Genomic DNA, 24,406 nt, shown 5'->3' on the forward strand with positions numbered 1-24,406 from the left:
TTATGAGTGAAACTACTACGCAAAAGGGGCATCCTAAAGGGCTCTGGTTTTTATTCGGCACAGAAATGTGGGAACGTTTTGGCTATTACCTTATGTTGGGGATTTTTGCCCTGTATATGCTTGATGGCTGGAATAATGGAGGTATGGGCTTTGATGCACACACCAAATCCGATATTTACGGAACATATTTAGGACTTGTATATCTTACCCCTTTTATTGGTGGTTTGCTTGCTGACAGGGTGCTGGGTTACAGAAGATCAATCATTATGGGAGGCCTGATGATGGCAGCGGGTTATTTCCTTTTGTCAATTCATGATATTACAACTTTCTTTGCAGGTTTAGGGCTTATCATTTTGGGTAACGGTTTCTTTAAACCAAACATCTCTACATTGGTAGGTAACCTTTATAGCAGCGATGAACTTAAGCATAAAAAAGATTCAGGTTATAACATCTTTTATATGGGTATCAACGTTGGGGCATTCGTGTGTAACTTCGTTGCAGCTTATATGAGGATTAACTTCGGTTGGAACTTTGCTTTCATTGCAGCAGGTGTAGGTATGTTAATTGGGGTTGTTATCTTCCTTAGCGGAACAAAACATATCAAACATGTAGATGTGATCAAACCACTTCAGGAAGGTGATATGCCAACCCTTAAAATATTAGGATCTACAATTTTACCAATGTTTGTGTTTGGTATCATTGGATATTTTATAATGGGAACAGGAGGTGATAATAATATATTAGGTTCAGATACTAATGATGCCTTTATTTTTGGATGTGTACCGGTAATCGCATTCTTCATCTATTTATGGGCTAAATCTACAGGTCTTGAAAAAAGAGCTATTGCTGCTCTTCTTGCGGTGTTCTCTTGTGTAATATTATTCTTTGCCATCTTCCACCAGAATGGTGACGCGCTTACCGTTTGGGCAGAAGATTACACCGACAGGGAAATGCCTGAAAGTGTAGCTACTGTATTTAATAAAGTAGATATGGCGCAAACTGTAGAGAACAATGATATTGTTGCTCTTGATGAGCCTGCATTTAAAGCTAAGATTGAAGAGTTAAGAGCTGCAAACAACGCTATGCCTGAAGCTACTGAAACTGAAATGGCTGCTAAAAAAGCCAGTGCTAAAGAAATCGCTAAACTGGAATCTTCGAGAAAATATTTCAGCAATCTTGCGGCAGAAAAAGTGCCTGCTAAAGGAAAAGACCTGAAATTATATTCGACTGAGCTTTATCAGTCAATCAATCCTTTTTGGGTAATTATGCTTACACCTATACTTGTAGGTATTTGGACGGCGCTTAGAAAAAGTGGAAAAGAGCCAAGCACGCCTACAAAAATTGCATTAGGTCTTTTAATCACTGCATTATCGGCTTTGGTAATGGTGGGTGCTGTATATGCTACAAATGACCTTACTATGAAAGCAAGCAGCTGGTGGCTTCTTGCATCATATGGTGTTATTACTTTAGGGGAACTTTGTCTGTCGCCAATGGGACTTTCATTGGTGTCTAAATTAAGCCCGCCAAGGATTACTGCACTTATGATGGGAGGTTTCTTCCTTGCTATATCGGTAGGTAATAAGCTGGCAGGTATGCTTTCAAGTCTTTGGGAAGATATGGAACAGAAAGAAAACTTCTTCTTCCTTAACTTCGCGCTGGTACTTATTGCAGCATTACTATTATTCCTAATGCTGAAATGGCTTAACAGGGTAATGAAAGAAAACAACGTATTTTAATTAAATTCTACATAACTATACTTTTAAAATGGCAGAAAACACTATAAATAACGGACACCCAAAAGGATTATACGTTTTGTTTGTCACTGAAATGTGGGAACGTTTCAGTTATTACGGGATGAGAGCATTATTCATCCTTTTCATGACCAAAGCATTATTATTTGACAAGGCATTAGGCTCACAGATATATGGTAGCTATACAGGTCTTGTTTATCTTACTCCGCTTATTGGAGGATACGTTGCCGACAGGTATTGGGGTAATAGAAAATCCATTATTGTTGGGGGTATCATTATGGCTATTGGTCAGTTCTTTATGTTCCTTTCGGGTAGCTTTTATGAAGAAGTTGGTTTTGCCAAAATTATGATGTATACAGGTTTAGGGTTCCTTATTTTTGGTAACGGATTCTTTAAACCGAATATTTCTACAATGGTGGGTCAGTTATATCCGGTAGGAGATAAGAGAGTAGATTCTGCTTTCACGATTTTCTACATGGGTATTAACCTTGGGGCATTCATAGCTCCACTTTTATGTGGTTTCTTTGGAGATACCGGAAATCCTGCTGATTTTAAATGGGGATTCCTTTTAGCTTGTATGGGTATGATACTGAGTGTTATACTTTTCGTGCTTCTAAAAAATAAATATATTGTTACTCCTGACGGACAGCAGATTGGTGCTGCGCCAAATAAATCGAGAGAAGAGAAAACAGATGAGCCTGCAGCTCCTGTATCTATGAAAACTCTTGTAATATGGGTTGCTATCTGGTTAGTGCTTTTAGGGGCATTTTACTTTGCTCTTGATAAAGATATTATCGGGGCATTCATTTTCTCGCTTACTATCGCTGCTCCTGGATATATTATTTCTGACCCAGGTCTTACTAAAGTTGAGAAGCAAAGAATTTGGGTTATCTATATCGTAGCATTCTTTGTTATTTTCTTCTGGTCTGCTTTTGAACAGGCTGGTGCATCACTAACTTATTTTGCAGAAGAGCAAACTAACAGAGAGGTTTTTGGAACAACAGTTCCTGCATCGTACTTCCAGTCGGTTAATGCAATTGCGATTGTGGTTTTTGCACCTATATTTGTTTGGTTATGGGGTGTTCTTGGTAAAAAGAACATGGAGCCTGCTTCACCATACAAACAGGCGATTGGATTATTCCTTCTTGCTTTAGGATATCTTGTAATTGCTTTTGGAGTAAAAGGTCTTGAGCCGGGAGTAAAAGTGAGCATGATGTGGTTATTAAGCTTATATACAATCCATACACTTGGGGAACTTTGTCTTTCGCCTATTGGACTTTCAATGGTTAATAAGCTTGCTCCGGTTAAGTTTGCTTCACTTCTAATGGGAGTTTGGTTTTTAAGTACTGCAGCAGCAAATAAATTTGCAGGTACTTTAAGTGGTCTTTATCCTGAGGCAGTAGTTGCGGTTTCTGATGTTGAGACTATAGAAAAAGATAAAACACTTCAGCTTTTCCCTGAAGGATTTGACAAAGCGGGTGCTCCTGAAGTAAGCGGACAAAAAGTTATTCCGTTTGAAAGAGTTAATCTTGCATCAATTACTGATAAGACTGTAAAAGAAGATGTTGTCAAACAACTTTACTCTAAACAGGTTGAGAATATTAAGAAGTTCATGGGCTTCTCTATAGCTAACCTATACGACTTTTTCATGTTGTTTGTGGTTATGGCGGGGGTTGCTTCTATTATCCTGTTTGTTCTAAGTAAAAAACTGATGGACATGATGCATGGTGTCCGATAATTTCGGCACTGTTTTTGAAATCTGACGTATAAACTTTATACAATATGAAAAAAATACTTTTAGCACTGTTTATTATGCTTGGAACTTTTGCGGTACAGGCACAGGAAATAAAATGGATGAGCATTGATGAGGCGCTTGCGGCTCAGAAGAAAAAGGCAAAGCCTATTTTTATGGACGTGTATACCGACTGGTGCGGACCTTGTAAAATGCTTGATAAGAATACTTTCCATGATCCGGAAGTAGTAAAATTTATCAGTGAGAATTATTATGCTGTAAAGTTTAATGCTGAAAGTAATACTGAGGTTAACTTTAAGGGTAAAAAATACACTAACCCACAGTATAACCCTGATCGTAAAGGCAGGAATGCCCAGCATCAATTTGCAGCTACGCTAAATCTTGAAGGCTACCCTTCCATGGTGGTTTTTGACAAGAAAGGCGAAATTAATAATACGATTGTAGGTTATCATACGCCGGCGCAGTTGCTTGAAGCACTTAAAGCGAACTAAGTTTCTTTAATACTATAAAAATCCTTTCCGTTTTCGGGAAGGATTTTTTATTTCCGTATTGTTTCTTTTGTTATTTTAGTTCCTCTATTATTACGAATTAATTATGAAAAAAATATTCCTTACCCTTCTGGTAACTTTTAGCATGATGGCTGTTCAGGCTCAGGAAGCCGAGTGGCATACCGATCTTAATAAAGCAATGGCTGTTTCGCAAAAGTCTAAGAAGCCCTTGTTTTTGTTCTTTACAGGCAGTGACTGGTGTGGCTGGTGCATGAAGCTGCAGAAAGAAGTTTTTAAAACGCCTGAGTTTGCTAAATGGGCCAAAGAGAATGTGGTTCTGGTAGAACTGGACTTCCCGAAAAGAACCCCTCAGGATGATGCTGTCAAACAGCAAAATGCACAGCTTGGAAGTTTCTTTCAGGTAAGGGGATATCCAACTGTATGGATTACGGATATATCGAAAACCAAAGAGGGCAAGATACAATTTGCTCCACGTGGCAGCAGCGGTTATGTGGCCGGCGGTCCATCGGCATGGATAGAAGGAGCCAATAAAATTATGGCTAACAAAACCTAAGATTGTTATTTTAAACTATAGTATCCCTTTTCGGCAGTTGCATGAAAAGGGATTTTTTGTTTTATGCAGGTTTGTTTCCAGCGTTTAATGTAGCTTTTGTAATTGGTAGCATCTGCAATAATTTCTTTTGGTTGTAAATCGTTTATTGCTCTTTCCAGATTGATTTTTGGGGAGCCCGACAGGATTATAATTTCAGATTTTAGGTTGGGCAGATATGTATTGCAGCTATCGATGATTAATATTTTCTTTTGGCTGAACCATAATACATTTTGCAATGGTTTTTGCTCAATTTTAGTTGCAAAACCAGCTCGTGAATACGCTTTTATAGCTGCATTGCTCAAAGCTGTACTGTCATTGCTAAGTACTGTTAGTTGTTTACTGCTTTTAAGAGTTATGGTTGTGCTTTTACGATTGTTGAATACGATGAATTCTTCATCTTGATTATGTTTCCAAGTCGTAATACTGTAGGCTCCCTGGAATATCAATATTGTAAATAGCAAAGCAATAGTGTTTCTGTAGCTTTTTTTGTAAAGCCAAAAGCAAAAAAATGCGATTACTACATATAAGAGTAATGTCAGCAACAGAGTAAAGGAGATTTCTTTTATGACAAATCTTTCGAAAGAAGCTATCCAATTTATAAAGCTATTCATTGCTATTACAAGAAGTTCTAAGGCTTTTCCCGCTATAAGAGCAGCATCTGTCCATATAAAGTTCAATAGTAGTACAAAAAGCCCTAAAATCAGGATTATGTTAGAGAGGGGAATGACAATTATGTTAGCAACAAGAAATAACAAAGGGAATTGGTTGAAGTAATACAGGCTGAGTGGAAATACTCCAATTTGGGCTGCTAAAGAGATCGAGATAATATCGGTAATATAACTAATGGGTTTATGTTTTGATAGGCTAAACTTTCTATAATATGACTCGAGCCATATAATAGCAAACACTGCAAGGTAGCTTAACTGAAAACCGGCATCGAAAATAAAGTAAGGATTTGCTACCAGTAAAATGAGCATCGAAATGAATACTGAATTGTAAATGTTTGTATCCCTGTTAAGGTATTGCCCCAGGCTTATTATGGTAAACATTACAACCGAACGAATAACCGAAGCTGATAAACCTGTAATAAAGGCAAAGCCCCAGATGATTATTATAATTGATAAGAATCGCAAGATTCTACCATGTTTTTTAAACCGGTTAAAAGGTTTAAACAATATTGTGAGCAAATAAAACAGGACTGAAAAATGCAATCCCGATATGGCAAGTATATGGAGTACACCTGCATTTTTATAGGCGTTGTTGGTTGTGCTATCCATATCCTGCCTTTGTCCGAGCAATAAAGCATTGAGTGTGTTTTGTACTTGTGGGCTGTAATGGTGGGTTTTAAAACTATTGATTAGCCTTTCCCTGAAATTACCCAGGTAGTAGTCAAATTTTGTAATGGTTCCCGTACGGATGAAGTTGTCCTTAAGTTTTAACTGATGAAAGATACCCTGCTTTTCCATATAGGATGCATAGTTAAACTGATCTGGATTCAGGGGCTTCGAAATGGGAGAGGGGTTGTCGGCAATTATAAAACTGTCCCCGGGATGTGGGTAATTGTTTTGAGTGCTGTCTCTCGCAACTGTAAGGAGTATTTTTCCGTTTACGGGATTTTGATTGACCGACGTGATTTCAAAATAATACCGCTCCTGATAATCATTAGGTTTTAGGCGTTCAGAAACATATCCTTTTATTATCGGATTGCCTGAATGTATAAAATGTGTGTAATGTAGTTTATGATTTGGTGGAAAGTGAACAGACTGTATTGAAAGGCCAAAACAAAAGGAAAAGAATAGAACGACAACACTGAAATGAATTGTAGGTGTAAATGTTCTTTTTGAAAGCCAAAAAGACACAATCAATAACGTTATGGCTACAATGACAATTAAAAAAGCAATATTTTGAGCTAAGCCAAAGTAATGTCCGGCTATGATGCCTAACGCCAAAAAAAAAGTGATGATGCCAATGGGGTATTTCAATACAGCGGGCAATTTCTGCCTATTGAAACCGGAATACATTATAGATGTTATTCTTCGATATACCTTCCGGCCTTAACAAAAGTTCTTGAATGGTAATTCTCATTCATAGATGAGATAATAACTCCTGAACTTGTAGAAGAGTGGATAAACAATACTTCACCTTCAGGCGTAACTTCTGTTACAATACCTACGTGATTGATTGTTTTTCTGTTATGGCTGTTTCTGAAGAAAAGCAGGTCGCCTTTCTTTACTTCTGAAAGTTTTACTTCATTTGTAGCCTTTACCATTTCATTAGAGCTTCTTGGCAAAGTGATATCAAATATCTTAAATGTAGCATATACCATACCTGAACAATCCATACCTGCTTTAGTGGTTCCTCCGCCTCTGTAGCGAACACCTTTAAATTCTGCAATGGCATTTGTAGCTATTTGTTGGCCAAGGTAGCTGTCAACATCAGGTTCTATATAGTCAGTATCTTCATCTGTATCGTTTATAACGATTGTTTTCTTTGAAGTAGTATTTTTTTTGATTGCCGGTGCTTCCATTTTGCCCGGATTCATAGCCATATCCTTTTTTGCTACAGGCTCATAAGCAATTACATCACTGTTTTTTAGTGTCGCAACTTCTTTCACAACAGCCTGTTTGTCTATTGCAGGCTTGGAAGCTTCAGCGGTTTTTTGTTTTTCGGTATACGAATAAACGCCTTTCTTTTGAGCTTCTTTTTTTGTGGTGATTATTTGCGCTGTTGATGTAGTAGTTATCAACAGGAACAAAAACAGGGATATGGATAGGATGTTTTTCAAATCTTTTATTTTATCAAATTTCAGTCGGTTTTGACAAATATAGAAAAATAATTTTAAACCAATTTTTAGAGTTTATGTTAAAGATTTTATAATAAGCGCCGCTGTTTTATTGCTGGCTCCTTCGCCTCCTAATTTTTCTTCCAGTAAATCGTACTGTTTCAGAAGGTTTTCGCGATGTTCGGGTGTTAAAATCTTTTGTAGTTCGGTTCTGATGTTTTTAGTGTTAAAATCATCCTGAATTAATTCCTTAACAATTTCTTTATCTAAGATCAGGTTGACAAGCGAGATATATTTCAGCGTAATGATTCGTTTTGCAATCTGGTACGATATCCAGTTTCCTTTATAGCATACTACTTCCGGTACTTTAAACAATGCTGTTTCCAGAGTAGCTGTTCCCGACGTTACCAAGGCTGCATGTGCTATACTAAGTAGATCGTATGTTCTGTTTGAAATAAATTTGATATTACTTTTTCCTAAGAACTGCTGATAAAATGAATATTCCTGAGATGGTGCGCCAGCAATTACAAATTGGTAATCCGGGAAGTCACTTACTACCGAAAGCATTCCTTCGAGCATTTTTGAAATTTCCTGCTTACGGCTGCCGGGTAACAGGGCGATTACAGGTCTGTCATCAAGGTCGAATTCTTTTCTAAAGGCTAAGGCATCAGTTTGTGGGCGGTTATGAATCGCATCAATAAGCGGATGGCCAACAAAATCTACAGCGAAATTGTGTTTCTTTTCGTAGAAATCCTTCTCAAAAGGCAGTATGATATACATGTGGTCTACATCGCGCTTAATAGCTTTGATGCGGTTTTCTTTCCATGCCCATATTTGCGGAGAAATGTAATAGTGGGTTTTGAAACCTTCTTTTTTAGCCCAGTCGGCAATACGCATGTTAAACCCAGGATAATCAATAAATATGATAGCATCGGGACTAAAAGCTTTAATGTCCTGCTTGCAGAATTTTATATTGTTAAGGATGGTTTTCAGGTTCTGAACTACTTCGGCAAATCCCATAAAAGCAAGATTGCGATAGTGTTTAACTAATGTGCCGCCAACGGTTTCCATCAGGTCGCCTCCCCAAAATCGTATTTCTGCATTTGGATCCTGTTTAAAAAGTTCTTTCATCAGGTTAGATCCATGTAGGTCGCCCGATGCTTCTCCTGCTATTATATAGTATTTCATGCCTGTTGTTTGTTTGGCAGCAAAGGTAAATTATTTTGATACATTTAAAGTCTGCCACTTTTCTTTAGTAATCTCATATACAAAATTCAGCCGGTTCGGTTCACCAAAATAGGCGACTTCCTGTTCGGTAATTTTATCGGCACCTATGCGGGTAATGGCAATTTGCGAACGGACATTGTTTGCTCCGATATGAAAATAAACTCTTGATACAAATTGAAAAATATAATCGAGCATAAGCGCTTTTACAGCTTTGTTGATACCCATGCCCCAGATTGAGGTTGCGTAAAATGTATATCCTATAAGTATGGAATCATCTTCTTTATTGTAATCGTAAAAACGTGTACTGCCTATGGTCTTGCCGGAGGCTTTATCTGTAATTTTAAAAGCTCCCTTGCTTTGCATTGCTCCTTCAAAAAATGTTTGAAACACATCTTTTTGCCAGCGGTCTTTATTAGGATGTTGTTCCCATATTTGAGGGTCGGATGCTACCGCATACAAATCTTCAAAATCATTTTCCTGTAAAGGATATAAAATAACCTTTTCATTCTCTAATACAGGCTGAATGTTGATATCCATAATTAATCGTTCAGGTTCCAGCTATTAAGGGTTTGCATTGCATGATGTGCGGTAAGGTCAAACTGTACCGGGACTATAGAAATGTAACCGTGTGCCAGTGCCCATTCATCGGTATCTTCGCCATGGTCAAGATTAACGAATTTTCCGGTAAGCCAGTAATAATCTTTGCCCATTGGAGTCTGGCGTTTATCAAAACGTTCCTGCCACATGGCTTTGGCCTGGCGGCATATTTTTATGCCTTTTATCTCATCTTCTTTTAATTTGGGGAAGTTAACATTAAGGATGACACCTTCGGGAAGTCCATTTTCCAGTACTTCTTTAGTGATTTTTTTTATAGATGTTTTTATCGGTTCAAAATCGGCATCCCAATTGTAATCCAGTAGAGAGAATCCAATAGCGGGAATGCCTTCAATGCCGGCTTCTACTGCCGCACTCATAGTGCCGGAATAAATTACGTTTATGGAAGAGTTGGAGCCGTGATTTACACCTGATACGCACAGGTCGGGTTTGCTTTTCAGTATTTCGGTAACGGCAAACTTTACGCAGTCTACCGGAGTGCCACTGCAGCTGAATTCGAGCTCTACATCCGGGTCAATATCAATTTTATTAATAGATAAGGTATTGTTGATGGTTATTGCATGTCCTGTTGCCGACTGAGGACTGTCAGGTGCGACAACTACCACATCGCCAAGCTCTTTCATTACACTGATTAATGCCCTTATTCCCGGGGCGGTAATGCCGTCGTCATTGGTAACGAGTATTAGTGGTTTTTTCTTCATGGGTGTAGAAAAATCAAAATAAGTATTGTACTTTTACGTTTAGCTAAAGTACATAATTTTTTAGGAGCTGTTGTTAACTGCGCAGATTGATAAGAAAAAATTAGGTAAGATGTATTTTGGCACACTTTTTAATGTGTTTGATAATACTATGAAATTTAAATGAATGCCATTTTAAGCTATATGAAGAGAAATTATAAAATTTTAGCGTTTGTTGCTATACTTGCAGTTGCGCTATGGAGTTTTATGCCGAAGCAAAAGGCAGTAAGTGATCCGGAAAAAGACAAGCTGCTTTTGGAACTTATAACTTTTGTGATTGAAAAAGGACATTATGACCCGGCAAAAATTGACGACACATTTTCGAAAGGAGTTTATAAAAGTTATTTAGAATCGCTGGATCCTTCTAAGCGTTTCTTTATACAATCTGATATTGACGAGTTCTCTAAATACGAGGATAAGATTGACGATATGATACTTAACAAAGATCTTTCGTTTTTTGATCTTACTTATAACAGACTTCAACAAAGAATAAAAGAGTCTGAAGGTTTTTATAAAGATATTTTAGCTAAGCCATTTGATTTTACCACTAACGAAGAGTTTAGCGTGGATTATGAAAAAATGCCTTATCCTAAAAATGATGCTGACCTGAAAAAGCGTTGGGAAAAGCAACTTAAGTTATCAGTGCTTTCTACTATAACTGATAAACAAAAGATTCAGGAGACTCCTGCTGATAAAGATAAAGATGCCAAGATGGCTAACGATCCTGTAGCAAATAAAGCATTTGAGGATAAAAAGGATGAGGATACTAAGCCTAAATCTTTCGAAGAACTGGAAAAAGAGGCACGTGAATCTTCTCTTAAATCCTTAAATGATTACTTTGATGTAATTGACGATCTTGAGCGCGATGAGTGGTTTAGTGTTTACCTAAATGCTATTGCTGAACGTTTCGATCCGCATACGTTCTACTTTGCTCCGGATGATAAAGAGAAATTCGACACCAGTATGAGAGGTTCTCTCGAAGGTATTGGTGCAAGACTTCAAAAGAAAGGCGATTATGTTGAAATATCGGAACTTATTCCGGGCGGGCCTGCATGGAGAGGTAAAGAGCTTGAGCAGGGAGACCTGATCATGAAAGTTGCTCAGGGTAAAGATGCTCCGGTTGATATTGCAGGTATGCGCCTTGATGATACAGTAAAGAAAATTAAAGGACCTAAAGGAACAGAGGTTAGGCTTACAGTTAAAAAAGTAGACGGTTCTATAAAAGTTATCGCTATAGTTAGGGAAGTGGTTGAGCTTGAGGAAACTTATGCTAAATCGAGCGTTGTTAAAAAAGATGGTAAGACGTATGGTGTGATATACCTGCCTAAATTCTATATTGACTTTGAAGATAAAAATAGTCGTGATGCCGCTAAAGATGTTGCACTTGAAGTAAAAAGACTTAAAGAGCAAAAAGTAGATGGTATCATCATGGATCTTAGAGATAATGGTGGAGGATCACTTAAAACGGTTGTAGATATTACGGGATTATTCGTTCCGCAAGGACCTGTTGTTCAGGTTAAGTCGGCCGGAAAACAAAAAGAGGTGCTTAACGATACTGATTCATCAGTGCTTTATGATGGTCCGCTTGTAGTTCTTGTAAATAACTTCTCGGCTTCGGCTTCTGAAATATTTGCTGCAGCCATCCAGGATTACCACAGAGGTATTATTATGGGTAGCAAACATACTTACGGAAAAGGTACGGTTCAGAATCTTATCGATCTTAACCAGTTCGTACGCAACAACTCAATGGGTGACCTTGGTGCATTAAAAACAACAACTCAGAAATTCTATAGAATTAATGGTGGTTCTACTCAAAGAGAAGGTGTAATGAGTGACATCGTTATGCCGGACAGATATTCTTATATCGATATGGGCGAGCGTGATGTTGATAATGCTATGCCGTGGGATAAAATTGACCCTGCTAATTATAAACCACTTGCAGCTAACTTCTCAGGGGTTATTGCTAGCAGTAAACAAAGGATGGCTAACAATGCCCAGTTCAAACTTATGGATGAGAATGCTAAATGGGTATTTGAGAAAAAAGATGAAAATACTTTTAGCCTGAATATTGATAAATTCAAAGCAGATGTAGCGAAGAGTGAAGCTACAGCTAAAAAATTCAAGGTGTTGAACGATTACAAAAACAACCTTACGTTTGAAGCGCTGCCTTATGAAAAAGCTTTGTTTGCAAAAGAGCCTTTGCTGGCCGAGAAAAAACAAAGATGGTATGAAAGCCTTTCTAAGGATATTTATGTGGAAGAAGCGCTTAACGTACTTGGCGATATGCAGCCTGCTGCCAAAAGCAATGCTGTAACCGTAAAGAAAGATAAAATGGTTAAAACGAGATAAAAGCCCTGATGGATAAAACCAATCATTCGCTTACAGGCTTAGCGCTCCAAAAATTCAAAAAGAATTTTTGGGGCGTTTTAAGTTTTGTATTTATTGTAATTCTATTATTCATTTCCATTTTTGCCTACGTGCTGGCACCCGATAAAACCGTTAATGCAAACTGGGGTGATCTGTCAATACACTCTAAATCTCCCGGGTTTACAGTAAAGATGCTTACTATTCCTTCAAAGGAGGATGAGGGTAGTGTTTCAGATTATTTTATAGGTAAACAAGTGGCTTCTGAAAAAATACCAATCCTTAAATATTCGGTCACTAAAGACAGTCTTACCTATTATGAATATACTGATGAGCCTTCTTTTGCAGTTGCCAAAACAATTCCTTTGTCAGTTTTTGGTAAAGATGCAAAGGCTGATTATGTAGGTAATGAATTCGTAAAAGAGCAGAAATTCATACTGGGTACCGATAGTCAGGGGCGTGACCTTCTTAGTCGCTTGATTGTTGGCTCAAGAGTATCGATTGCTATTGGTTTCGTTGCAGTATTTATTTCGTTAGTGGTCGGGATATTCTTTGGTGCTATAGCCGGTTACTATGGCGGTAAAGTTGACGCCTTTGTAATGTGGCTGGTAAATATCATTTGGAGTATTCCTACGCTACTTTTGGTAATTGCAATAACACTGGCTTTAGGTAAAGGTTTCTGGCAGGTTTTTGTCGCTGTAGGTCTTACGATGTGGGTTGAGGTTGCAAGGGTTGTGAGAGGGCAGGTAATGAGCTTGAAACAAACGCAGTTTGTTACGGCAGCAAGAGCATTGGGATATAAAAACAGCAGAATTATCTTCAACCATATATTGCCTAATAGTATGGCGCCGGTTATCGTAATCTCAGCGGCTAATTTTGCTTCTGCCATATTAGTGGAGAGCGGGTTGAGCTTTCTTGGCCTTGGAGCGCAGCCACCCATACCAAGCTGGGGCGGAATGATAAAAGATCACTATAATTATATTATCCTTGGCAAACCTTACCTTGCTATGGCTCCTGGTATTGCAATGCTGTTACTAGTACTGGCTTTTATGATGGTAGGAAATGCTTTGAGGGATGCTTTGGATGTAAAGAGTGAGTAGTAATGGATTATCGATTGATTTTAGAAAAAGCAACGAGTAATTTGCAGAATTATCCTGAGGTTATTGAAGAAATAAAGGATTGTATTACTTTGGGGTCCACAGGAGGAGAAATAATATCACGTCTTGGGAAATATCTTAAAGATCTTCCTGATAAAAACATAAAGGCCTATTCTTTGATTGAAAAGGATGCTGTGTTATATTTAAAAGTTTGCGAAAGTAATGGCTATTTAATCAAGTAAACTTATTGGTGCTGAGGCTACCATTCATTCACCTTGTTGGCATCCATTTTTACGAAAATGAATAGCAATATGGTAAATGCCCATAAACTTGAACCACCATATGAAAAGAAAGGTAGCGGCACCCCAATGGTTGGGAACAGCTTAATAAGCATTGTGATATTTACGAAGAAGTGCATGAATAATATTGATGCGACACAATAGCCGTATGTCCGGCTGAATTTAGATTTTTGACGCTCTGCGAGATATATGATGCGCAACAATAGAGTTACGAATAGCCCTATTACAACTAATGCCCCAACAAATCCCCATTCTTCACCTACGGTGGTAAAAATATAGTCAGTGTGTTGTTCCGGAACGAAACCACCTTTAGTTTGTGTGCCTTCAAGATATCCTTTTCCAAACCAGCCTCCCGAACCGATAGCGATCATCGATTGATTAAGGTTGTAGCCTTCGGCCTGCTGGTTTACATCTTTGTCAAATAATACATTTATACGGTCTTTCTGGTGATCTTCCAGTACGTTTTCGTACACAAAGTCAACAGAATAGACAAATCCGGCTATAGCTACAAATACGATTGCCGAAAGTATTGGATTTCTATGTGCTCTCCTCGTCAAAAAGAATTGCAGAATAATAATTATTAACGCAAGTGATACCACAAATAACGGCTTCACCAATAAAGCCAATAGGAAGAGAATAATCGCAATGGCACCTGTTGCAAGATACCAGCCGGGCAGTCCTTCACGATAAAGTACAAGGGTAAGTGAAGCAAATATCATGGCGCTACCGGCATCAGGTTGCATCATGATCAGTGCTACAGGAAAGCCAATTATGGCAAAAGCGATTAGCTGATGATTAATGTTTTTAAGATTGATTTGTACGTCACTCAGGTATTTAGAAAGCACGAGTGCGGTAGCAATCTTGGCAAACTCTGATGGCTGTAAACTGAACCCCCCAAAAGAATACCAGTTGGTTTGTCCTTTAATTGTTTTTCCGGCCACAAAAAGCCCTGCAAGTAATACAATGCCTAAGCCGTAGAAGATAAAGGCGTACTTGTCATAAATCTTTGCATCAACCGTAAGGATAACCATGATAAGCGGGATGCTGAATATGATAAAAAGTATCTGCTTTCCATATATCTGCCCAATATCAAATATAGATGTCTCTTCATTAGGCAGGGAGGCCGAATAAATAGTCATCCATCCTGCAATAACCATAAGACAGTAAAGTAATATGGTTATCCAGTCGATATTGTTGGTTACACTTTGGTTTTTCATTCCTTTTGCCTGTTAAGGCTTATAGCTTTGATTAATCTTAAATGGTTGTCCGCTCGTTACTTTGTCGTATTCTGATCTAAGACCATGGGTAGTGATCCATTCCTCACGGGCTTTTTGAGTTACTTCGCCTTTAAGATACTTTTCTATCATAAGGCTTGTTATCGGTCCGGCCCAACGTGATCCCCAGTAACCATTTTCTACAAATACCGCAATAGCAATTTTAGGATCGTGCCTTGGTGCAAAGGCTACGAAAATAGAGTGGTCGGTAAGCTGTGTTCTTACACCGCCTATCTTGGTAAAGTTCTCGGCAGTACCTGTCTTACCGCAGATTTCAATACCCTCTACTTTTAGATGGCTTGCAGTACCATAGTTATACACGTCAAACAATCCGTCTATAACGGGCTGGAAATGCTGTTTGTCTATAGTGGTGTAATGTTTAGTTCTGAATTTTTTGTCTATGTTTTTACCACTCTTCCCAATTTTTTTAATTACGTGAGGGGTATAATACCAACCCTGATTGGCTACAGTTGCCATCATGTTGGCGAGTTGTATAGGGGTCATCGATACTTCACCCTGTCCAATTGAGTTTGAAATTATAGTTGAGCTTCTCCATCCGCCGTTTGGATACCAGCGGTTATAATATTTTGCAGTTGGGATATGCCCCTTACGTCCCGGAGGAAGATCGTAACCAAGAAAATCGCCAAGTCCAAAGCTTTTAAGGTGATTGCTCCATGCATCTACACCATATTGAGGTTTAGGATATTTATCTATGGTAAGCTTGAATACGTTTCCAAAATAGGCATTACAAGAATTATAAATACCATTATTTAATTGGTGAGGCCCAAAACCATGGCATTTCATAAACGCACCGCGTCCGTAGGAGAAGCCATGGTGACACATGAAAGTTGTGTTTACATCAATAACTTCTTCCTGAAGCCCAACAAGCCCGGTAAGTATCTTAAAGGGTGATCCGGGAGGATACTCGGCTAAAAGACCTCTGTCAAACAGTGGCATTTCAATAGTATCTTTGTACATTCTGGTGTAGTTCTTAGAACGCTCACGTCCAACTAGTATGGATGGGTCATAAGAGGGAGCAGTAACCAAAGCCAGAATCTCACCTGTTTTGGGTTCGATTGCAACAATACCTCCACGTTTTTCAAACATCAGACGTTCACCATATTCCTGTAATTCTTTGTCGATGGTTAATGTTATATCAGTGCCTTGTACAGCTATAGTGTCATAGATTCCTTCTTTAAAAGAGCCTATCTCTCTATTAAAACGGTCTTTCTGGATGTATTTTACCCCTTTTACCCCTCGCAGGATATCTTCATACATTTCTTCCACACCTTGTTTTCCGATGAGGTCACCACTTTTGTAATAAGGATTTTTTTTGATGATAGGGTCATTAACCTGGGCGATATAACCAAATACGTTAGCTCCCGAAGTGGTTTGATAGTCACGAAGTGAACGTTTAACAATATCAAAGCCTTTAAAACGGCGTATCTTTTCCTGAAATGCGGCAAATTCCCGTTTGTTAAGCTGAGGTAAGAATACGGAAGGAAGCCTTGGGCTGTATACCTTGGCTTTTTCTACCCTTTGGATAAAATATTCTTTAGTTATGTTCAGTAATGAGCATATTTCAAGTGTGTCAAGGTCTTTCGCCATTTCATTTGGCGTAACCATGATGTCATAAGATGGTTGATTTGCTACCAGTAGTTTACCGTTACGGTCGTATATATATCCTCTTTCAGGATAGTCATACTGTATCTTGATAGCGTTGTTGTCAGATTTCTTGATGTATGAGTCATCAAGTATCTGCAAATAAAAAAGCCTTGCCACAATAACAACTGTTGCGGCAATTATAATTATTGGCAATAAACTCTTTCTCATTGTTTGCCCGGCTTAATTAGGTAAATGATGATTATACTAAGTATCAGTGTAAATATTGTTGTAAACAATGTTCTTGTCAAAACCAAAAGAATACCACTAAACTTAAATACTTCTAAAAGGTATAAAATTAAATGATGTGTTACAATAGAAATCAGGATAAATGAAAAACGCTCGGGCGATAATCGTTCATTTATTTTTACAGTTTGATATTCGTAACTAAGTCCAAATGAAAACTTAAAGAATGTTGGCCTCAGATACGCAAGCGTAACGCAGGCCGTGGCATGCACACCACCAGAATCAGTAAACATATCTACCATCAATCCTAAAAGGAAAGAGGATAGCAGGAGTCCGGCTTTATTTCCGTTAACCGGATATAAAAGTATGAATAGTATGTAAGGGTAAGGGTTAAGGAATCCAAACAAATTCAGCCTGCTGAAAATAATTACCTGAAGGGCAAGCAGGAGTATAAACCTGAATATGTTCATTATGGTACTACTGCTCATTGTTCGAATTTGTGGTTTCTTCTTCCAGTTTTATAATTTCGTCGCGGTCTTTGTTTTCTATGATGTAAACATGACCCAGGCTTGTCATGTCGTTAAATAGTCTTACCTCAAGTGTGTAATAGTTTGTCTTTTTGTCCATATATACCTTTTCGATAGTGCCGATAGGTATATTTTCCGGGAATATTCTCGATTCCGCCCCAGTTACTATAGTGTCGCCTTTACGTACGGTGGCAAGCCTTGGTACATCAATAAGCTGAGCAAAGCCTGTATTTTTTCCATTCCAGGTAAGGGTTCCAAAATGATTATTCTTCTTGATTTTAGCGTTAAGTTCAAACTTAGGGTTAAGTACGCTGAGTACTGTAGCATATCCGTTAGATACATTTTCAACGATACCCACAACGCCCAGACTGCTTACGACTCCCATGTCGGGTTTAATGCCTTCTTTAATACCGCTGTTAATCGTGAAATAATTTTCAGGAGCACTGTAGGAGTTACGAATTACTTTAGATTGTATTACAGCAAACTGACCCATTGCCAGAGGTATTTTTACCTCCGGGGCATTAACAGTATCCTGAGTATTGAAAAGCATTTTTTTCAGGCGTGCGTTTTCACCTGCCAGCGCTTCGTTTTGCTCTTTAAGGCTAAGGTATTCTTCCACTGTGTTTACCTGCTCATATACATAGCCAGATATAGCATTAGCCGAAGTAACGGCACGGCTTCTATGGTATGAGTGCGATTGTATAGTGAGCGTTAACGAAACGCCCAAAAGCAGCAAAAACAGTAATAAAATACTGTTTTTAAATAAAAAATTAAATATTTGCTGCATCGTTTAGCCTGCTTTATTTGATAAGTATGCTTCTGAATTTTTGTATGTTTTTAAGTGCCATTCCTGTACCTCTGACAACAGCTCTAAGCGGGTCTTCGGCAATATAGACAGGAAGGTCTGTTTTTTGAGAGATACGTTTGTCAAGACCTCTTAACATCGATCCTCCACCTGCAAGATAGATACCTGTGTTGTAGATATCGGCAGCAAGTTCCGGTGGTGTTTGCGATAATGTTTCCATTACGGCATCTTCAATACGCTGAATCGATTTGTCAAGTGCTTTAGCGATTTCCCTGTAAGAAACGTCTACCTGTTTTGGTTTACCCGTTAAAAGGTCACGTCCCTGTACCGACATATCTTCAGGAGCATTTTCAAGATCTTCTATAGCAGCTCCAATGGTTATTTTTATTTTTTCTGCAGTGCTTTCCCCAACAAAAAGGTTGTGCTGCGTTCTCATGTAGTAAACAATATCGTTTGTGAATACGTCACCGGCAATTTTAACCGATTTGTCACATACGATTCCTCCAAGTGCAATAACCGCAATTTCGGTAGTACCACCACCTATATCTACAATCATGTTACCTTTAGGTTGCATGATGTCTACACCAATACCAATTGCTGCTGCCATCGGTTCATGGATAAGGTATACCTCTTTACCATTAACCCTTTCAGCTGATTCTTTTACCGCACGCATCTCAACTTCTGTAATTCCTGAAGGGATACAGATAACAAGGCGAAGGGCAGGTGTGAATAGTTTTTTCTTAAGTGCAGGTATGCTTTTAATGAACATTGTAAGCATCTTTTCTGATGCGTCAAAGTCAGCAATAACACCGTCTTTAAGTGGTCGTATGGTTTTAATGTTTTCATGGGTTTTACCCTGCATCATATTGGCCTCTTTTCCTACGGCTATTATTTTGCCCGAGATGCGGTCACGAGCAACAATAGAAGGGCTGTCTATAACAACTTTATCGTTATGTATGATTAGGGTATTTGCGGTACCAAGGTCTATTGCGATATCCTCGGTCATGAAATCAAAAAATCCCATACTGGTTTAGTGTATTAAGGTTTTGGTATAAAAAAATGTTTAAGCCTACAAAAGTAGTAAAATTAATGTTTGAAATGACGTGTACCAGTAAATACCATGGCAACATTGTTTTCGTTGCAGTAGTTAATGCTAAGTTCGTCTTTTATTGAACCTCCGGGTTGTATAACCGCAGTGATTCCGGCATTTTTAGCAAGCTCAACACAATCCGGGAATGGGAAAAATGCATCGCTGGCCATAACAGCGCCGTTTAGGTCGAAATTGAAAGATTGTGCTTTTTCTACAGCCTGTCTTAAAGCGTCAACGCGAGAGGTTTGTCCTGTACCTGATGCGTAAAGCTGTTTGTTCTTTGCAAATACTATCGTGTTTGATTTTGTATGCTTGCAAATTTTTGAGGCAAAAAGTAAATCTTCAACTTCCTGAGTAGTAGGTGATGTTACAGTAACGGTAGTTAAGTGTTCTTTATTGTCTGTAATATTATCTTTATCCTGAACTAATAATCCGTTAAGGCATGTACGAACCTGTTTAGCAGGTAGTTCTACTTCGTTTTGGATAAGAATAATTCTGTTTTTCTTTTCCTGAAGGACCACAAGAGCGTCATCTTCATAACCCGGAGCAATTACAACTTCGCAGAAAAGATTGTTGATTTCGTCTGCTGCAGCTTTGTCAATCTTAGCATTAGAGATAAGTACACCTCCAAATGCTGAAGTAGGGTCTCCTGCAAGTGCGTCAAGGTAAGCTTCTTTTACTGTAGATCTTGTAGCAAGACCACAAGCATTATTGTGTTTAAGAATGGCGAAAGTTGGATTGTCATTTTTAAATTCACCAATAAGGTTAACGGCAGCGTCTACGTCAAGAAGGTTGTTGTAAGATAGTTCTTTACCGTGTAGTTTAGTGAACATCTTATCGAAATCACCAAAGAAGTAACCTTTTTGGTGAGGGTTTTCACCATAACGAAGCACTTGTCCGTTGCTAACACTCTCTTTGTAGAAAGTTTCATCTTCATTGAAATAATTGAAGATGGCTGTGTCGTAATGTGAAGAAGTGTGGAAAGCTTTGGTTGCAAAAGATTTACGTTCTGCAAGTGTAGTGCCTCCGTTGTTGTTGGTGATTACCTCAAGAAATTCTGCATATTCGTTTACAGAAGCAACAATTACAGTGTCCTTAAAGTTTTTGGCAGCTGCACGGATAAGTGAAATACCACCAATGTCAATTTTTTCTATGATGTCAGCCTCAGAAGCACCTGAAGCTACAGTTTTTTCAAATGGGTATAAATCTACGATAACAAGATCTATTTGCGGGATGTCAAATTCCTGCATTTGTTGTACGTCAGATGGATTGTCCTGACGGTTAAGTATACCTCCAAAAACTTTTGGATGCAACGTTTTTACCCTTCCGCCAAGGATAGATGGATATGAAGTTACATCTTCAACAGGAACTACAGGTATTCCCAGATCTTTAATGAAAGCTTCTGTACCGCCTGTAGAATAGAACGTTACGCCCTGCTCGTGCAGTTTTTTTACAATAGGTTCCAGACCGTCTTTGTCAAATACCGAAATTAGTGCTGATGAAATTTTTTTGATGCTCATTTTTGTAAGTATAAATAAAGTGCAAAAGTAGTTATTGTAGCGTTAACATTCAAAAGCTGTGAACACTAAATTTTAAAGAAATTGAAAATTTATTTCGTTTGGGTTCGCTTCATTTAAAAAAAATGCGGAATTTTACAGAAGTCAATCAAAACAATCATGCTGCTATACCTGCGTTTACTTAAAGAAAGTCTTTCTTTTGCCCTAAATGCCCTTAGGAACAATAAACTGCGCACCTTTCTGTCTCTTCTTGGTGTTACTGTAGGGATATTCTCAATTATTGCCATTTTGGCTGCCGTCGATTCGCTCGACAGGAAAATAAAAGAGGATATGAGCAGTATCGATAAGAATACTATGTATCTTAAACGATTCTCTTTTGGGCCAAGTGAAATACCACGCTGGAAAAGAGAACAGTTTCCGGATGTGAGTTATGATGAATATCAATACATAAAGGATAATGTAAGTTCTATACAGGAAGCCGCATTTCAGATATTTACCAAAAGTGAAACGGCTCGATATGAAGATAAAGCTGCCAGTAGTGTAAATGTGGTTCCGGTTTCCTATGAATTTGCCGAAATTCAAAGCCTGAAGATAGAACACGGGCGATTTTATAATGAATCGGAATCTAATTCAGGAACACCGGTTGCTGTAATTGGTTATGAGATAGCCAAAACTCTTTTTGGTGACGCTAATCCGCTCGAGAAAAAATTCAGGATGTATGGACAGCGATTTACAGTTATTGGAGTGCTCGAAAAACAGGGGCAGGGTATGTTTGGCGAAAACAACGATACTGCAATTATAATTCCGGTAAACTTTTTACGAAATATGTATGGCGACCATAATGATTTTATGACGCCAATAATTATCATAAAGCCCAAAGCAGGAGAGGATGGAGAAGAGGTTAAGGCTGAAGTGGCTCAGAAGCTGCGTAACTATCGTGGAATAAAGGCAGGTGAGACGGATAACTTTATCATAGATATACTTTCCGGATTTACCGATATGATCGATCAGATAATTGGTACCATGAACATGATTGGTATTGGTATCAGCGCCTTTTCACTTTTAGTGGGCGGGTTTGGTATAGCTAATATCATGTTTGTTTCGGTTAAGGAAAGAACTAACCTTATAGGTATCCAAAAAGCGCTTGGGGCGAAAAACAGGTTTATACTTTTCCAGTTTTTATTCGAAGCGGTTATTCTTTCTCTTTTTGGAGGGCTGATAGGTATACTTATGGTTTGGGGTATTGCTGCTTTACTCTCGAGTATGATCGAATTCAAATTTGTATTGAGTTTTGGGATAGTATGTTTTGGTACTGCGGTTGCAATTTTTATAGGATTGGTATCCGGAATTCTTCCTGCAATTGCTGCTTCAAAACTAGATCCTGTTGAAGCAATCAGAAGTGGTATGTAAAAAAAAAACGGCACGTCTTAAGCCCCCACTTGTAACGTGCCGCATTTGTATTGCGATCCATTCACATACTGATATGTTTCATGAACAACAATGAAAATAATAATATCGATGTTATTATTTTTCGCAAGCAAATCTAACATCTTTTTTGAAAAACCGACTAAAAAAGGTATAGACAAAACACGGACATTCCTTGTTTTTAAAGGGTTTTTTAGTGATTTAGCCTTGTTGGGCGTGTATTTGATTGCTCCTATAAAGGTGTGTTTAATAATATGTTTTCAAGGTCTGATTCGGTTTCGATACTCATCTTTTTCTTAACCCTGTATTTTTTTTTCACAATTGTTTCGGGAGTTACCTGCATCAAAGTGGCCATGTCCTTATATGGTAAATTGAGTTTTAGCAAAGCGCAAAAGAAAAGATCATTTTTGGTAAGCGCAGGGAATTGTTCTCCCAGGTTTTTTTGAAATCCGGCATAGGTTTCACTGAATCTTTTCTTGAATACAGACCAATAATTTTTTTCGCTGGTTAAAGCCTGTAATTGTTCTTTGATGTTTTCAATACATAAGTCTTGTGGCTTTTCTTTACAAAGTACAATGAGGTTGCTGATGCTTACTTCTAAAGAGGATAGCCAAATAATACCAGAGCTAAGTTCTTCTGTTTTATACTCCAGATTTTGCTTGTTCAGTTCATTTAACTTTTTTGCATTTTCATATTCCTGAAGCATTTTTTCTTTTTTATGCTTTTCAACAGAGAGTTTATGAAGTCGTTTTCTGGTTTTGTAGATGTAAATAAAGGATATCGCTGTTAATAGAAAAAGAACTGTTATAATTGGCAACAGTATTTTTTTGTTGTAATTAAGCCTTTCTTTTAGAGTAAGATTTGTGTTTTCAAGATTTTCTCCTTTTTTTGACTGGTATTTGTTCTGGAATTGCTCCTGGAGTTTTAAAGTGGTAAGGTCGTTTCCTGTTTTATCTAGTGTGTCCTGAAGTTTAAGGCTATTCTGGATCGACAAAAGCGCCTCATCATCATTATCCATTTTTTCATGTAATTTTGCTTTAACAGCTTCAAAGAACATGCGGTCTTTAATAGATGCCTTTTGAAGAAATTCTGGTTTCTCGACCAAATCAATGATTTCTAATGCTTCCTTGTGTTTTTGTTGTTTCAAAAGTATCTCGATGTATTCAGATGCAATTGGGATGGTTTTAAGGGAATGGTAACTTATAGCTTTCTCTAATGCGATTTTGTAGTAACCTTCAGCAGTTGACAGGTGGTTGAGTCTTTCCTGTATCGCTCCCATTTTTGAGTATACAATACCTATAATTTCTTGGTCGTTGAACTTTTTAAGGCCGGGTAGGGCATCATTCAAAGCTTTTTGTGCCTCTTCATATCTTTCGAGATGTGTCAGGCAATCGCCGTAATTTAAAAGTGCAATGCAGTAGTTTTTTGTAGAATTTTGTTCTTTGAACCCTTTAATTACTTCTTTGTATAGATCAGCGGCAAAGTAAAAGTTTCCTGCATTAAGATAAGTGTTGGCAAGGCTGTGCTTAACATTTAAGCTGTGTTGGTTGTCATTGTTTTTTTCAAAAAGGGCTAAAGCTTTTAATAGGTAGTTTATTCCTTCGTCGTTACGAAGTAATAAGTTGTAATTTGATGCCATTTCACCATAAACTATGGCGAGTCCGGTTTCGTCTCCCAACTGTCGGTATATATCTTCTATTTCGGCAAGGATTTTAAGTGAAACTTCACTTTCTCCTCTTTTTTTATACGTTCCGGCTTTATTTCGGAGTATACGTGCATATACTTTTGGATACTTTACCTTGTTTGCATATGGTAAAGCGCGTTCATAATAATATAAGGAAGAGTCGGTATTGTTTTTTAAGTGGTAATAATAGGCATATGATAGATATGTATTTGAATATACCGTGTCATGAAGTTTTCCTTTATAGGCTAGTATTTCTTTGATGAAAACTTTTGCACTATCAGGTTCAGAAGTCATAATACGCTTTATCTGGCGTTCTTTTTCCAGAATATTTATATCTTGGTTTTGGGCATAAGCAGATTGTAGCAGCAAAACCATAATACCGAATAAAAGTTGCTTCATAGTCCAAACAAGCATTTTTTATATCCGGGGGTAGATGAAATGCGGTGCAAATTAAATCATAAAATTTCAATAAAACATTGAGTGATTTGAAATTTTAAATTCATTTTTAAG

General features: G+C 38.0%; 20 protein-coding genes. 8 read left to right on the top strand and 12 right to left on the bottom strand.

Going from position 1 to position 24,406, the window contains the following annotated elements; genetic code table 11:
• The first annotated feature begins 2 nt into the window (after positions 1–2).
• The 4 genes from ACFSR3_RS07330 to ACFSR3_RS07345 all read left to right on the top strand — a co-directional run bounded on the left by ACFSR3_RS07330 (position 3) and on the right by ACFSR3_RS07345 (position 4,566).
• Entirely contained in the window at positions 3–1,736 is a 1,734-nt protein-coding gene (locus ACFSR3_RS07330; RefSeq protein WP_379820378.1) for a peptide MFS transporter, read from the top strand.
• Positions 1,737–1,764: 28 nt separating this feature from the next.
• Entirely contained in the window at positions 1,765–3,489 is a 1,725-nt protein-coding gene (locus ACFSR3_RS07335) for a peptide MFS transporter (protein WP_379820379.1), read from the top strand.
• Between the two features lie 44 nt (positions 3,490–3,533).
• Positions 3,534–3,995, top strand: coding sequence for a thioredoxin family protein (locus ACFSR3_RS07340; RefSeq protein ID WP_379820380.1), 462 nt, complete (start codon positions 3,534–3,536; stop codon positions 3,993–3,995).
• Positions 3,996–4,098: 103 nt separating this feature from the next.
• Positions 4,099–4,566 (top strand): thioredoxin family protein, encoded by a 468-nt coding sequence (locus tag ACFSR3_RS07345; RefSeq protein WP_379820381.1) that lies wholly within the window; start codon positions 4,099–4,101, stop codon positions 4,564–4,566.
• 5 nt (positions 4,567–4,571) lie between these two features.
• On the opposite strand, the gene ACFSR3_RS07350 is transcribed toward ACFSR3_RS07345, so the two are convergent.
• The 5 genes from ACFSR3_RS07350 to surE form a co-directional block, all read right to left on the bottom strand.
• Positions 4,572–6,587, bottom strand: a complete 2,016-nt coding sequence (locus ACFSR3_RS07350) for a ComEC/Rec2 family competence protein (protein WP_379820382.1) — start codon at positions 6,585–6,587, stop codon at positions 4,572–4,574.
• Between the two features lie 47 nt (positions 6,588–6,634).
• Positions 6,635–7,390 (bottom strand): C40 family peptidase, encoded by a 756-nt coding sequence (locus ACFSR3_RS07355; protein ID WP_379820383.1) that lies wholly within the window; start codon positions 7,388–7,390, stop codon positions 6,635–6,637.
• A 72-nt stretch (positions 7,391–7,462) separates the two neighbouring features.
• Positions 7,463–8,575 (bottom strand): lipid-A-disaccharide synthase, encoded by a 1,113-nt coding sequence (lpxB, locus tag ACFSR3_RS07360; RefSeq protein WP_379820384.1) that lies wholly within the window; start codon positions 8,573–8,575, stop codon positions 7,463–7,465.
• Positions 8,576–8,605: 30 nt separating this feature from the next.
• Positions 8,606–9,151 carry a GNAT family N-acetyltransferase gene (locus tag ACFSR3_RS07365; protein WP_379820385.1) on the bottom strand — a complete coding sequence of 182 codons (546 nt, stop codon included), beginning with the start codon at positions 9,149–9,151 and terminating at the stop codon, positions 8,606–8,608.
• A gap of 2 nt (positions 9,152–9,153) precedes the next feature.
• On the bottom strand, positions 9,154–9,930 hold the full coding sequence (surE, locus tag ACFSR3_RS07370) for a 5'/3'-nucleotidase SurE (RefSeq protein WP_379820386.1): 777 nt from the start codon (positions 9,928–9,930) through the stop codon (positions 9,154–9,156).
• Positions 9,931–10,089: 159 nt separating this feature from the next.
• On the opposite strand from surE, the gene ACFSR3_RS07375 reads away from it, so the two are divergent.
• The 3 genes from ACFSR3_RS07375 to ACFSR3_RS07385 are packed head-to-tail and all read left to right on the top strand — an operon-like array spanning position 10,090 to position 13,669.
• Positions 10,090–12,315: a carboxy terminal-processing peptidase gene (locus ACFSR3_RS07375; protein ID WP_379820387.1), complete on the top strand. Its 2,226-nt coding sequence runs from the start codon at positions 10,090–10,092 to the stop codon at positions 12,313–12,315.
• Positions 12,316–12,323: 8 nt separating this feature from the next.
• Positions 12,324–13,430 (top strand): ABC transporter permease, encoded by a 1,107-nt coding sequence (locus ACFSR3_RS07380; protein ID WP_379820388.1) that lies wholly within the window; start codon positions 12,324–12,326, stop codon positions 13,428–13,430.
• A 2-nt stretch (positions 13,431–13,432) separates the two neighbouring features.
• The gene (locus ACFSR3_RS07385) at positions 13,433–13,669 is read left to right on the top strand and encodes a hypothetical protein (protein WP_379820389.1); all 237 of its coding nucleotides are present in this window, start codon (positions 13,433–13,435) and stop codon (positions 13,667–13,669) included.
• A gap of 17 nt (positions 13,670–13,686) precedes the next feature.
• Here ACFSR3_RS07385 and rodA read toward each other — a convergent pair whose 3' ends face one another.
• From rodA to purH, 6 genes are all read right to left on the bottom strand, one after another.
• On the bottom strand, positions 13,687–14,943 hold the full coding sequence (gene rodA / locus ACFSR3_RS07390; protein WP_114756387.1) for a rod shape-determining protein RodA: 1,257 nt from the start codon (positions 14,941–14,943) through the stop codon (positions 13,687–13,689).
• 12 nt (positions 14,944–14,955) lie between these two features.
• On the bottom strand, positions 14,956–16,833 hold the full coding sequence (gene mrdA / locus ACFSR3_RS07395) for a penicillin-binding protein 2 (protein WP_379820390.1): 1,878 nt from the start codon (positions 16,831–16,833) through the stop codon (positions 14,956–14,958).
• Positions 16,830–17,336 carry a rod shape-determining protein MreD gene (locus ACFSR3_RS07400; RefSeq protein ID WP_114756389.1) on the bottom strand — a complete coding sequence of 169 codons (507 nt, stop codon included), beginning with the start codon at positions 17,334–17,336 and terminating at the stop codon, positions 16,830–16,832. Before ACFSR3_RS07400 ends, mrdA begins: the two co-directional genes overlap by 4 nt.
• Complete coding sequence (gene mreC / locus ACFSR3_RS07405; RefSeq protein WP_379820391.1) at positions 17,326–18,162, bottom strand: rod shape-determining protein MreC; 837 nt, start codon at positions 18,160–18,162, stop codon at positions 17,326–17,328. Before mreC ends, ACFSR3_RS07400 begins: the two co-directional genes overlap by 11 nt.
• A 13-nt stretch (positions 18,163–18,175) precedes the next feature.
• Positions 18,176–19,204, bottom strand: coding sequence for a rod shape-determining protein (locus ACFSR3_RS07410; RefSeq protein WP_114756391.1), 1,029 nt, complete (start codon positions 19,202–19,204; stop codon positions 18,176–18,178).
• A gap of 62 nt (positions 19,205–19,266) precedes the next feature.
• Positions 19,267–20,790: a bifunctional phosphoribosylaminoimidazolecarboxamide formyltransferase/IMP cyclohydrolase gene (purH, locus tag ACFSR3_RS07415; protein ID WP_379820392.1), complete on the bottom strand. Its 1,524-nt coding sequence runs from the start codon at positions 20,788–20,790 to the stop codon at positions 19,267–19,269.
• 156 nt (positions 20,791–20,946) lie between these two features.
• On the opposite strand from purH, the gene ACFSR3_RS07420 reads away from it, so the two are divergent.
• A complete protein-coding gene (locus tag ACFSR3_RS07420; RefSeq protein WP_379820393.1) occupies positions 20,947–22,197 on the top strand; it encodes an ABC transporter permease in 1,251 nt (416 codons plus the stop codon).
• Between the two features lie 247 nt (positions 22,198–22,444).
• Here ACFSR3_RS07420 and ACFSR3_RS07425 read toward each other — a convergent pair whose 3' ends face one another.
• Positions 22,445–24,295, bottom strand: coding sequence for a tetratricopeptide repeat protein (locus ACFSR3_RS07425; RefSeq protein WP_379820394.1), 1,851 nt, complete (start codon positions 24,293–24,295; stop codon positions 22,445–22,447).
• Between the last annotated feature and the right edge of the window lie 111 nt (positions 24,296–24,406).

Source organism: Flavobacterium suzhouense (genome assembly GCF_042684765.1).
Classification (GTDB): Bacteria; Bacteroidota; Bacteroidia; order Flavobacteriales; family Flavobacteriaceae; genus Flavobacterium; species Flavobacterium suzhouense.